Genomic DNA, 13,041 nt, shown 5'->3' with positions numbered 1-13,041 from the left:
TAAATAAGATTGCCTGTAAGACAAATCCATTATAGCAAATAAAGGTAAATAGTGATGTAGAGTTATCATTTCATTATTCTCATAGATTTCAATTTTTCACTTCTTTTTAATTTTATGCCATATATTGAGGCTATTGGGATTTCCCTTCAATTTTACTTTCATTTTGTGAGTTACAAATTTATCTTTTTATTCTGTGTATCTCATTGTACCTCAAGATTGAGATTTTTCTACTTCTCATGTTCTAAGTCTTTTTGCACAATTTAAAATCTCCCAAACCAACCCCCCAATCCACCCCCCCCCCCCCCATTGCAATCATAGAGATTACAAAATAAAGAATCCAAATATACACACCAAAGTCTGCATTTTTGTCTCATAAACTTCGATAACTTTGGCTAAAATAGTAATTGATAAATACCAAACATACAAAATAAGCAAAATATATAGTTTTTTATACATAAAAAGCATAAGAAATCTAGGTATATTTCCCTATAAACAAACTTTTTTTAAACATTATGATATAATCGTATCATCTTTATTCTACAAAAATAAAGATGATACGATGAGACTGCCAGTTGGATAAAAGATTCTCATATCTCAAGCATTAGGAAAAGTATATTGCGACATGTATTATGGAAAAATACAATACAGAATCATCTCCATGCTTTTAGTCTTATTGAAGTGCTTTTTGTGTTGGTTACTATGGGTATTTTAGGTGTTACAACATTAAAAAGTCTAACTGCATTAAAAAAACAGAATCATAATACACAGAAATTTTTGACACAACATGGGAGTCTTTTTGAAACAAGTCTTTTTATCAATAAAAATCTTAGTATAAGTAAGCCAGATTCCATTAAAATCACTCCAAACAGCCTTGAATGGAAAGGATATACCAAACTTTTTTTACAGGGACAAAATAACGCAGATTATATGAACTTTTCTCTACAAACAGAAGTATTTTCTCTTGAACGACACAATAATAATCTTTTTTTCAACAACACTCTACTTTTAAAAAATGTAAGAGAATTTGAAGTCAAAATAATAAAAAGAAATGCGGATAGCATATTGGAATACAAACTTTGCACAAATATTTGTGTTCAAGATTTTATTTTTATTGAAGAAAGTGAAATTGCCTTATGAAACATTACATAAATTCTTGTAAAATGACTCATAGATTCTGTGATTTTTATAAAATTACCTTTACACATAAGCGAAATAGAAAACCATATTATCAAGATTGCAAAAAGAATCCTTTATGTGCTTCAATAAAGTATAATGCTTTTATAAGTATTTATGCACTTTTACTTTCGCTTAGTATTAGTCTTGTTGCACTTCATACTTTACGCTCCTTTACACTAAAAAAAGACATTTCACTTGCTTTAGTTTTTCAAAAGCAATCTCAACTTTATGCAAAAAGTCTCAAAGAGATTGCACTACGATGTTTAAAAGAGTATGATTTACAAACTTGTGCAGAAGATTCTATAAAATTTGATGAATATTTCAATGGTGAATACAAAATAATAAATGAAATAATACGCGATAATACGCACCCAAACTATCAACATAATATCCTTTTGCTTGACATTTCAATCCATGCAAAGACATTGCTTAGCACACACCCTTTGCGTCATGCAAAACGATATATTATAAAAGGATATAAATGAATCTCTCAACACTTTTTCATCTTGCCATTCGCTACAATGTAAGTGACATACACATTGATAACTCAATTTATTTTCGTATTAATAAACAAATCGTGCTTGTTGCACCATGTAACACAAAAATAGATTCAAACATTGGAGCTATCACACAGAATGATATAGAGAATATCAAGGTTGAGTTAGTGAATCTTTTAGAAACATTCAATAAATCTTTTGATAACCTCAACGAGCAAAGCCTTACAATTCAAGTTAATCAAGTCAAATGTCGTGTAAGCACATTTTTAAGTCATAGAAATCTTCATTTTGCACTAAGAATTTTACGAACAAAGATTCCTGATTTACAAACACTTGGCACTCCACCAATTTTAGAACATTTAAGTATGCAAGAAGCGGGATTATTGCTTGTTTGTGGTTCTACCGGAGTTGGTAAAAGCACGACACTTGCAGGTATGTTAAATCATATAAACATACATTCCAGACGACATATTTTAACAATTGAGGATCCTATTGAATATGAGCATGAAAGCCAGCAATGTCTTTTAACACAACGAGAAATTGGGGTAGATTCTCAAAGTTATGGAGATGCCCTTAAGGCAAGTTTGCGACACGATCCAGATGTAATTTTAATTGGGGAAATTTTGGATTCTGAAGTTTTGAAACTCGCGATTAATCATGCACTTAGCGGACATCTTGTATTAGCAAGTTTTCATGCCAAGTCTTGTTCCCATGCAATAGCAAGAATCTTGGGCATGACCTCTGGCGATTTAAATGCACATGCAAACCTTGCTGATTGCTTGCAAGGTATTATTACCCAAAGGCTTTATGAGCAAGAGAATGTATTAAGGGCTGATTTTGAAATACTTGTTGCAAATCCAGCAGTTCGTATCCTCATTAAAGAAAACAAAATAAATCAAATAGATTCCCAAATATCAATGGGAAAAGAATTTGGTATGCAGCATTTCAGCAAACATCACAAACCTTAAAAGTTAAAATTGGTAAGTCTAAGCAAAGGCTATTATATATTGCGATTACTGCATTTGCTGGGATTCTAAAGTTGCGATAATAAGGATTAATCATGGAAGAAAATTATCATAAAAAAAAATCTCAACAAACAGAAAAATATAAACAAAGCTTTTTTGATTCATATTTTTTTTATCCCAATTTTTTGCATAAAATTCTTGCTTTTTTGCTTTTACCCTTTTCTTTTCTTTATTATATTATCACAACATTTCGTAAAAATATTGGAACAAAACAAGATTTTAGGATAAAAATTCTTAGTATTGGGAATCTTGTGAGTGGTGGAAGTGGTAAAACTCCTTTCTGCATTGCGTTGGTAAAATATTTGGAATCTTTAAATTATGGCGATATATTCATTATCCTACGTGGTTATAAACGGCATTCAAAAGGGTTACAAGAAGTAAGTCTAAAAGGAAAAATTCTATGTGGTGTTAAAGAAAGTGGTGATGAGGCAATGCTGATTGCAAAATGTGTAAAAAGTAGTGTGCTTGTTTGCGAAAAAAGAGAGAAAGCAATAGAATATGCAAAGACACTGGGAGCAAAAATTATTATTCTTGATGATGGGTATCGTTTTAGATTCCATAAATTTGATATTTTACTTGAACCAATCATATTACCCTATTTTCCTTTTGTTCTGCCAAGCGGGTATTATAGATTCCTGCCGAGTGCATATAAAAATTGTGATTTACATTTAAAAGAAGAACGGGATTATATTCGTAAAACACATATCCATTTTTATACACAATCCTTTCAAACTACGGAATCCTACAATACAGATATAATGGATAATACAACAAATGATCCTTTAAAAAATAATTCCTTAAATGTGCAAAATCCTATGCAAAATTCTTATGAATTTCAAGAGAGAAATAATAAAACCATGCCAGCTTATGATGGTGTATGTTTTGTTCTTGTAAGTGCAATTGCAAATCCTATGCGTCTCCAAAAATATTTACCAAAAGAAGTGGTTGCTATGTATTTTTTACCTGACCATGCAGAGTTTGATTACCAAGATTTAAAAAATCTCTTACAAAAACACAATGCAACACATATTTTGATGACACAAAAAGATTTTGTGAAATGTGAGCATTTTGATTTAGCCTTTGCCCTTTTAGAACTAGAAATTGAAATAAAAGATTCTATTTTGCAAGAGATTTTATATTTTCTTGATTCTAAAAATACTTTATAAGAAATTGTAATTACGATAAAAACTCTGAATTGTGTTACAAAAAAATATAATTTGGACGATATTAGTAGTTCCAGAAAGGTATAAGCCTTAATTTTATCAAAAGGAATAATTATGAAAGCTCTAAAAGCAACAATATTAGCAAGTATTTTAGGTGTTGGTGTTAGCAATGCAGCAATTATTAGTGCTGAAATCGGAGGTTCTTTCTCAGCATCAATGGGTAATGTAAAAGCTTTTAATCTTGATGACAAAGCAGTTTTTTCGGGTGGTGCATATGCACGAGTTTGGCTGAAACCAAGTATTCTTCGTATAGGTGGTTTCTTTAAATGGGAAAGTATTGGTTCTTTAGAACAAACATCTAGGTGGAATAATTTCCAATATGGTGGTTTGTTGGGATTTGAAATGGCTAGAATAACTCCTTATATCGGTATCGCATATTCACATTTTACTAATATAGCATTTAATCCCACTTGGGCGCTTAATTATGGAGTAAAATTTAGTTTGCCTTTCCATATTACCCTTGGTATTGAGGGTTCTTATCAAGAACCAAGAATGTCTGGTGTAAAAGTTGAAACACACAGAATAGGTGCTACACTCGGACTTGAGTTTTAACTAAAAAATATTACCAATATAAAAGTAGTTATGGGTTATTGTATATCTTATGTTTAGAATCAATTCCTATATACAATGACTTGTAAGATATTCTGATTTAGTTATAGTAAAGAAGCCATAAAAATATTCTCCTCCTTAAGCACATTATAAATTTTTTGTATCATATTTTGTCGATGAATTGGGCGAATAAATTGCAATGTATAAAATGCTGTGATAATATCTGCTGGTAGAAATGTTGTTTGTAAAAAATCTTGATGTAAAAAAGTAATATCTGCACCTAAAGCATTTGCTTTTAGTTTTGCTCGTTCAATCATTGGGAGTGAGTTATCAATACCATAAAGGTTAGCACAAATGTTATGTGTGCTAAATGTATCATATAATCGTAATAAGAGATTTCCCGTAGAACTACCTAAATCATAAATAATTGGAATCTGCACAGAATCTGTTTTTTGAATTGTATGTGTCCAGTCTTTTAGATTCTCAAGTATAAAGTAAATTGAAAGATTCATCATTTCTTCATAAAAAGGCACAGAACGTTCAATCATATCATCAAAAACACTTGCCACAAGATTATTAAATTCAAATTTTTCATTATAATCTTGCATAAAGATTGTATCTTGTTTGGTTGCATTCTTTTTACTTGAGAGAATGTTTTTATTATTAATGTCATGTTTGTATGATTTCATGATACTTCTTTGTAAGAATTATTATATTATTTTCACTTTGTATCAAATATATTTAATACAATAAGTGTTAGTGAATCTGCATTGTTATACAATGCAAACTGCCATATTGCTGTATCAGTGCTTCGCAGTTTATAGGAATAATATTATACTCTGGTAATGCTTTTTTCATAATCTCTATTGCACTAAAATCTGTTGGTTTATTATAGATTGGTAAAAGTAAAGTATTGTCATTTAAAAAAAGAAAATTTGCATAGCTTGCTGGGAGATAAGGCTTATTTTGTTTTATTTGCCTGTGTAAGTCTGTATCTGATTCTATAAGTATATCATTGGGATATTCACAAAAAGGTAGAGCAATAAGTTTAAAATTATTCACTTTAGCGAGATTTTCTAGTTCATGCTTCATAGCATTTAATTCGGTAAAATTAGGATTTTGTAAATCATCACATTGGATATATACAATCGTGTCATGATTAATAAATCGTGCGAGTGTGTCAATATGGCTATCTGTATCATCACCAAGTAGCTCACCGTGTTCTAACCACAGAATCTTTGAAACATGGAGGTATGATTTGAGGGATTCTTCAATTTGTTCTTTTGTAAGATTTGGATTACGATTTGGTTCTAAAAGGCATTTCCTTGTTGTAAGCAAGATTCCATTGCCATTATAATCAATGCTTCCACCTTCAAGCACCATTCCATAAGTTTTCAGCATATCAAAAAATCCTACTTGGTGAAGTTTCACGTTCAATTGATTATCAAAATTTGCACTATATTTCAATCCCCATGCATTGAAAATAAAATTTGCAAATTGATGATGTATAGTCTCATTTTCAGAATCTTGTCTTATAACCTTATCCAAAAAACCTAAAGATTCAGACTTTACAGAATTTGCACCAAACATTGCATTTGCGAGGTTGGTAACTTTTTGGCTTGTTGTTTGTTCTTTAACGGAAAGAGCAATGCTATCTCGTGCCCATACATCATTGCTTTCAAATTCAAAGATTCTGCAGTTTTTTGCTTCCTCGCCGATATTTCTTAATAATTCTTGCACACGTTCTTTTGCTTCATTATCTTTTGGATGCATAATAAGATATACACTTTCAACCTTTAGAATTTCTGCAATAATATTGTCATAACAATCTTGCACTTCTTCTAAATTTGCCTCAAAATCACAAAAAACATGTGGATAAATTAACACAATTCCTTTTTGTTTTTCCCACTCTGCAAACATGAATATCCCTTAAGCTTTATTTAGTAATGTAGGATAAAATTATAGCATTAAATCAAAATTTTAAAGAGAAAATATGAAAATTTTAAGCATTGAATCAAGTTGTGATGATAGTGCATTAGCTTATACTGATATAAAAAGTGCAAAACTTTTGTGGCATACAAAAATTTCACAAGAAGAAAATCATAAAATTTATGGTGGTGTTGTGCCAGAACTTGCCTCAAGACTTTTTGCAAAAGATTTACCAATTTTATTGCAAAAATTTCAAGATAAATTTGATTTCAATGACATTGCTTGTGTCAGTGTAACCTGCGAACCAGGCTTATCTACTTCACTTTTAGAAGGTGTGATGATGGCAAAGGCACTTGCACTCTCATTGCGTGTCCCATTGCTTGGAATCAATCATCTCAAAGGACATATTTATTCATTATTTATCAATCAAAAAGAGGAAATATTCCCCATTTCTGTGCTACTCGTCTCCGGAGGACATACAATGATTCTTGAATGTTATGGCTATGATGACATGAAAATTATTTCTCAAACACTTGATGATAGTTTTGGTGAATGTTATGATAAAGTGGCAAAGATGCTTGCACTTGGTTATCCTGGAGGTGTATTAATCGATACACTGGCAAGAGAAGCTATGCAAGAATTTTTCCCCCATGGTAATTGTTTACAAAAATCCTCTAATATCGCAAACAAAACTATACAATCTCCCAATGAATCTTATAAGATAAATCAATCTTTCATACAAATCTATACTCATTGCTCTCTGCCAATACCACTTGTCAATCAAAATACATTAAATTTTAGCTTTTCTGGTTTAAAAAATGCTTTTCGTTTAAAACTTCATAGTAATTTAGAAGTTATGAATATTGTAGAATCTGCAATTTCTATGCAACAAAAACTAAAAGAATTATATGCTTATTGTAGCGATATTACACAACAAGAAACAATACAAACTAAGCAATCACTTGAGAATGAAATATGTGAAAAAGAAGCGATATTGCATGATATTCTAACACAGATTCAATCTCACCCCTATGTCCGTGCTTTAGCACTCTCTTTCCAAGAAAGTGCCACAACACATCTTGTCCAAAAATGCAAGAAATATCTGCAAAATACTAACCATATTAAACATTTTGCAATTGTTGGTGGTGCAAGTGCTAATTCACTGCTGCGAGAAAAATTACGAAATCTTTGTCAGAAGTTCGATAAAACTTTATTAATGAGCGATATTGCATTTTGTGCAGATAATGCTGCTATGATTGGTAGAGCAACACTTGCTAAAATACACTCAAACCCCGATATTATTAAACAGCGAGATTCTGTTATGCAAAATATTACTTCCAAAGGTTACTTGCAAATAAAGGACACGGATTTACTAGACCAACACATTAAAAATATAAAACAAATAGCACAAGATAAACAAAACTATATATACAGTCCTCAAAAAAGCCTTTTAGAAAATGTACAAAATTTATGCAAACAAAAACAATTAGATGATACTAAAGCAAATGGAGAGGTTTCAAAAAAATCTTGTATCACACCTGATGAATCTGAAAAATACAAAGAAAAAACTTACTCAGAGCAAGAAAAAGACATGAAAGATAGAGATTCTCCTTTCTTTGATTACTTGCTACAACAACTTTTAGAACTAGACATTTCACCAAGAAATACAGAAATATGATAGTTGAAAAAGATTCTGTATTATCAGCAAAAATATTTTTTAGCTATAATTTAAAACATTACACCCATAAAAGAGTTTAAGTCTTACTTATTTTAAATCTGCCCAAGTTTTTCCGATTGCAAGGTTACACACAAGAGGCACACGAAGCATATAAATATTTTCCATAATATCTTTAATTTTTTCTCCAATATCTTTTGCACATTCTTCTTTCACTTCAAAAATTAACTCATCATGCACCTGCAATAACATTTTTACATCATTGTGCTTTAGTAAATCAAATTCTTCCACAATAGCATTCATGCTAAGTTTAATTAAATCTGCCGCACTTCCTTGAAATATAGTATTTACCCCTTCACGCAAATAATTTGAACGCATGAATTCTGTTGCACTAAAAAAGTCAAAATGTCTTTTCCTTCCAAGAAGTGTTTGGCTATATCCATGTTTTAAAATTTCTTTCTTTTGTTGTTCTAGATATTCTTTCACGCTTGGAAAATTTGCAAAATAATCTTCAATATAACCTTTTGCTTCAGCCTGTGTAATATTGAGCGTTTGAGCTAATTTTCTCGCACCCATACCATAAATTAATCCAAAATTAATGGACTTTGCTATATTCCTAAAATCAACAAAAGTTTGAGAATCTTTATCGATAGAATCTTTCATATTCTGATTGGAATTATTGCATATTGAGATCTTGTCCTTAAAAATTCTTTTAGCTGTTTCTGCATGAATGTCTGCATTGTGTTTAAATGCTTTTACCAATACACTATCTTGGCTAAAATGTGCCAAAAGTCGCAATTCTATCTGCGAATAATCAAGACTAAGCAACACTTTTGTTTTCTCTGCTACAAATCCGGCACGAATGCTTCTACCCAATTCACTTCTTACTGGAATATTTTGTAAATTAGGAGATTTCGAACTTAATCTCCCTGTATTTGTCCCTGTCTGCATAAATGAAGTATAGATTCTATGATTATTTGTACTTAATTTCAAGATTGGTTCAATATATGTGCTAAAAAGTTTAAAAGCCTCACGATATTCCAATAATGTTGGAATCACTTCATGTTGATGAATAAGGTTTGTAAGGGCATTTTCATTTGTGCTAAGAGATTTATTATTTGTAGCATCAAGATGTAATTTATCAAAAAGAATTTCACTCAGTTGTTTTGGGGAATTAATATTAAATTCATAACCACTCTGTTTATAGATTTTTTGTTGTAATGTATGTAATCTTGCACTAAAATCATTTTTAAGTTCCAAGAAATAATCACGATGAATTGCAATGCCACAATCTTCCATTATACGCAATGCATAAATAAAAGGAAATTCTAAGTCTTTTGCTACTTCAAGTAAATGCGGTTCAAGGAGATTTTCAAGCTTTTGGTAAAGCACATAAGTTGCCACAGCATCTTCGCTCGCATATTTTGCAGCACACTCCAAACGAATGCTATCAAATGTCGCACCCTTTGGCACAATAGATTCAAAGCTTATCATTTCATGATTGAAAAATTCACGCATAAGGTTATCAAGACTAACACTTTGGCTTGGATTAAGAAGCCATGCTAAAACCATAGAATCTTGAATCTCTATTTTATGTAAAAAATTTGTATTATTTATATTATTTTTGTATGTTTCTTTAAATGTTGGTAAAAGTCCAAAATTATACCAAGTCATAGCTAAATCAAACTTCAGATTATGTCCAATGAGGGGGTGTGTAAAAATCAATTTAATTGCTTCTTTTGCATCTTTTTGTGAAATTTGCTTTGGTGGGTATGAATCCTCAAGAAGAGTTTGATTTGTTGTCTTTTGAGAGTTTCCTAAAGAATGATGTGGTGTCTTGTTATTTGAAATATCACAAGTATTGATAGGAAATAGCGAAAAATTTACATTATGGCTTGTTTTGTTCTCTTGCTGTATAGAATCTAGATTCCATAAATTTGGTTGAGAATCTTGCATGAAATTATTAGTTAAATTTAAACTTCTATCTCGCTTAACTCCACCATGTAAAAATGGCACATAATACCCATTTACCCCATCGTAGCAAAAACTAAAACCAACCATATTATCCTCACGGACATTTAATCCATTTGTTTCACAATCAAATGCTATTGGGATATGAGGTGGTAAAGATTCTAGAATCTCAAATAACTCTTGAGATTCTGTAATTAAATGTGATTGAAAAGAAAATCCATTTGATGTAGAGGGAGATTCAAAAGACATCTCTTGTGGCATATCAGCAATATATTGATTTTGCAATAGATTTGTATTTATTGTATTTTGACGAAGAGAGTTTTCTGGATTATGCTTCTTATTCGTAAGAGATTTCCCAATTTTTTGTAAAATTTTTTGTAATTCATATTCTTCTAATTCTGCTGTTATTTGCAATAAGGGTGTTTTCTGAAAGCTATTTAATGCAACTGAAAAATCAAAATCTTGTAATAAATCTTGTTGCAAAGTTACGAGCTTTTGACTTAAAAATGCGGAATCTTTATGTTCTTGAATGAGTGATAGAGTTCTCTTCCCTACAATTTCTTCAACATTTTTTGGATTATTTTCTACTGCTTTATATAAAGATTCTAAAGTTTTAAAATGAGTAACAATTTTTTGTGCCCCCTTTGCACCAATTCCTTTAATGCCAGGTATATTATCACTAGAATCTCCAACAATGCTTTGATAAGTAATAAATTCACTTGGCAAGACACCAAATTTTTGCTCACATTCGTGACTTGTGATTATACTCTTTTTAGCGTAATCAAAGATATGAACTTGGTCATTAATCAATTGGTAGAGATCTTTATCATGACTTATAATTTCTACCCGAAAGCCTTTGTTTTGTGCGATTTTCGAGAGTGTTGCAATGCAATCATCTGCTTCATATCCTTCAATTTTTAGAGTCGTTATGCCCATTTTTTCAAGCCATGAAATCGCCACTGGGAGTTGCAATAAAAGATCTTGGGGAGTATCTTTACGATTTGCTTTATATTGTGGGAAAATTTCTTTTCGTTTATTGTCATGCCCCTCAAGTGTAAAAATAATGTTTGCATGAGGATTATCTTTAAAGATATTAAAAATGAGTGTTGCAAAACCTGTAAGCAATGATGTTGGAAAATTTTTAGAATTATGAAGCGGTGGTAACGCATAATAACTACGAAAAAAGAATCCGAAAGTATCAATGAGAATAATCTTTTTTTGTTGCGTATTCTGTGAGTTTATTTGCATAATATTCCTTACTCTATTTAAGATTCTCAATTATATTGTAATTTTATTAAAAAACAGATTCTTTGATTATTTCACGATTTTATCTATCAAAATGTTACTATGCTTATTTGTAAAAGTAGAGGGAATAAAAAGAAGCTATTGGGGGAGATTTCATAGAATCTTATTTTTAATTTCAATTAAATATTTCTAAATTTTTTGTATTATTTTATCTATATTTTATTTTAAGCGAGATAATATGCAAACCAATAATGAAACGATGTTGGCACAAACAAGAAGCAATACACCAACAAACAAAACATTTGTCCAAGCAATGCTGAATCCAAATGCAGATTTTGGGGGGCTTTATACTTTTGGGAAAATTACTCCTTTTGAGAATCTTACAAAGATTTATGCACTCTCTTATACTGAAATTTGTAAAGAAATTTTTCAACAACTTCATATTCATTTCGATTCTCATCTTTTAGAATCTGCACTTCAAAGTTATCAAAACTTTGGTTCAAAAGATATTGCACCTTTAGTAAAGATTTACCCCAATCTTTATTCTTTAGAACTTTATCATGGACCAACCTATGCTTTTAAAGATATGGCTTTACAGCCTTTCTCAAAGCTTTTAGATTCCATAGCAACACAACAAAAGAAAAAATATCTTATTTTGAGTGCAACAAGCGGTGATACAGGTCCTGCAACATTGCAAGGTTTTGCACACTCTAAAAATGTCAAAGCGATTTGTATATATCCAAAAGGTGGCACGAGTGAAGTCCAAAGATTGCAAATGACAACACAAGATGCACCAAATCTTAAAGTTTTTGGTATATATGGGGATTTTGATCTTGCACAAAGCACATTAAAATCACTTTTACGCAATAAAGAATTTAATGCTTATTTAAAAACGAATGGCTATGAATTAAGTGCTGCAAATTCTGTAAATATTGCAAGGATAGCATTCCAAATCGTATATTATTTTAAAATTGCAAAAGATCTTGCAAAGGAAAATCTAGAAGAATTTAGTGTAATAATACCGAGTGGAAATTTTGGCAATGCACTTGGTGCGTTTTTTGCGAAGCAACTTGGTTTGCCAATCAAAAAAATTTGTATCGCCTCAAATCCAAATGATATTCTCACACAATTTTTTACGACTGGTGTATATGATATTCGTGAGAAAGAATTAAAATTGTCATATTCTCCTGCTATGGATATTTTGAAAAGTTCCAATATTGAACGATTGCTTTTTGCATATTTTGGTGCGGATAGAACAAAAGAGCTTATGGAATCTCTTGAAAACAATGCATACTTTAATCTTACTGATAATGAGTTAAATACATTACAGAATCTTTTTGAAGCAAAAAGCTTTAGCGATAAAGAATGTTTGCAAGGGATTAAAGAATCTTTTGCTTCTGGATACATAATTGACCCACATACAAGCAACGCATATTTATTCGCAAAGGAGAGACAAAATAAGAATGAAACACAGGTGATTATTTCTACTGCACATTTTAGTAAATTTGCTAAAGTTGTTTTTTCCGCTTTGTCGGGCAAGAATCCAAAAGATTTAGAAGCTCTTAATGATAAAGAAGCCCTTCATAATATTTTAGCGATTATTCATTCAAATCTTGACACTAATGTAAAATTAGATTTTGGTATTCTTAATATTTTTACGAAAAAAGAAATACATACGCAATCCTATAATGCCAATGAGTTAGACACATATATAATGCAATGGATAGGAAATGAGATGAATTAATTTTGTT

10 protein-coding genes are annotated in these 13,041 nt (G+C 30.8%); 7 read left to right on the top strand and 3 right to left on the bottom strand.

The features are described 5' to 3' along the window. Nucleotides 1–615 precede the first annotated feature (615 nt). The 5 genes from CQA53_RS04295 to CQA53_RS04275 all read left to right on the top strand — a co-directional run bounded on the left by CQA53_RS04295 (nucleotide 616) and on the right by CQA53_RS04275 (nucleotide 4,473). Nucleotides 616–1,137 (top strand): type II secretion system protein, encoded by a 522-nt coding sequence (locus CQA53_RS04295; RefSeq protein WP_115542798.1) that lies wholly within the window; start codon nucleotides 616–618, stop codon nucleotides 1,135–1,137. Continuing rightward, a complete protein-coding gene (locus tag CQA53_RS04290) occupies nucleotides 1,134–1,661 on the top strand; it encodes a hypothetical protein (protein WP_115542797.1) in 528 nt (175 codons plus the stop codon). Before CQA53_RS04295 ends, CQA53_RS04290 begins: the two co-directional genes overlap by 4 nt. Continuing rightward, nucleotides 1,658–2,641: a type IV pilus twitching motility protein PilT gene (locus tag CQA53_RS04285; protein ID WP_115542796.1), complete on the top strand. Its 984-nt coding sequence runs from the start codon at nucleotides 1,658–1,660 to the stop codon at nucleotides 2,639–2,641. The genes CQA53_RS04290 and CQA53_RS04285 overlap by 4 nt, the downstream gene beginning before the upstream one ends. A gap of 92 nt (nucleotides 2,642–2,733) precedes the next feature. Continuing rightward, nucleotides 2,734–3,864, top strand: a complete 1,131-nt coding sequence (lpxK, locus tag CQA53_RS04280; protein WP_115542795.1) for a tetraacyldisaccharide 4'-kinase — start codon at nucleotides 2,734–2,736, stop codon at nucleotides 3,862–3,864. 111 nt (nucleotides 3,865–3,975) lie between these two features. Next, nucleotides 3,976–4,473 (top strand): hypothetical protein, encoded by a 498-nt coding sequence (locus tag CQA53_RS04275; RefSeq protein WP_115542794.1) that lies wholly within the window; start codon nucleotides 3,976–3,978, stop codon nucleotides 4,471–4,473. A 101-nt stretch (nucleotides 4,474–4,574) separates the two neighbouring features. Here CQA53_RS04275 and CQA53_RS04270 read toward each other — a convergent pair whose 3' ends face one another. After that, nucleotides 4,575–5,159 carry a class I SAM-dependent methyltransferase gene (locus CQA53_RS04270; protein ID WP_115542793.1) on the bottom strand — a complete coding sequence of 195 codons (585 nt, stop codon included), beginning with the start codon at nucleotides 5,157–5,159 and terminating at the stop codon, nucleotides 4,575–4,577. Nucleotides 5,160–5,226: 67 nt separating this feature from the next. Then, nucleotides 5,227–6,390, bottom strand: coding sequence for an agmatine deiminase family protein (locus tag CQA53_RS04265; protein WP_115542792.1), 1,164 nt, complete (start codon nucleotides 6,388–6,390; stop codon nucleotides 5,227–5,229). A gap of 73 nt (nucleotides 6,391–6,463) precedes the next feature. Here CQA53_RS04265 and tsaD point away from each other — a divergent pair, with 73 nt between their 5' ends. Continuing rightward, complete coding sequence (gene tsaD, locus CQA53_RS13695; protein WP_115542791.1) at nucleotides 6,464–8,077, top strand: tRNA (adenosine(37)-N6)-threonylcarbamoyltransferase complex transferase subunit TsaD; 1,614 nt, start codon at nucleotides 6,464–6,466, stop codon at nucleotides 8,075–8,077. A gap of 87 nt (nucleotides 8,078–8,164) precedes the next feature. On the opposite strand, the gene polA is transcribed toward tsaD, so the two are convergent. Continuing rightward, nucleotides 8,165–11,293, bottom strand: a complete 3,129-nt coding sequence (gene polA, locus CQA53_RS04255) for a DNA polymerase I (protein ID WP_115542790.1) — start codon at nucleotides 11,291–11,293, stop codon at nucleotides 8,165–8,167. A gap of 235 nt (nucleotides 11,294–11,528) precedes the next feature. Between polA and thrC the strand changes: the two genes are divergently transcribed. Continuing rightward, a complete protein-coding gene (gene thrC / locus CQA53_RS04250) occupies nucleotides 11,529–13,034 on the top strand; it encodes a threonine synthase (protein ID WP_115542789.1) in 1,506 nt (501 codons plus the stop codon). Nucleotides 13,035–13,041 lie beyond the last annotated feature (7 nt).

Origin of the sequence: Helicobacter didelphidarum (genome assembly GCF_003364195.1) — a bacterium.
Taxonomy (GTDB): Bacteria; Campylobacterota; Campylobacteria; order Campylobacterales; family Helicobacteraceae; genus Helicobacter_A; species Helicobacter_A didelphidarum.
This window is presented reverse-complemented; position numbering and strand designations above follow the sequence as displayed.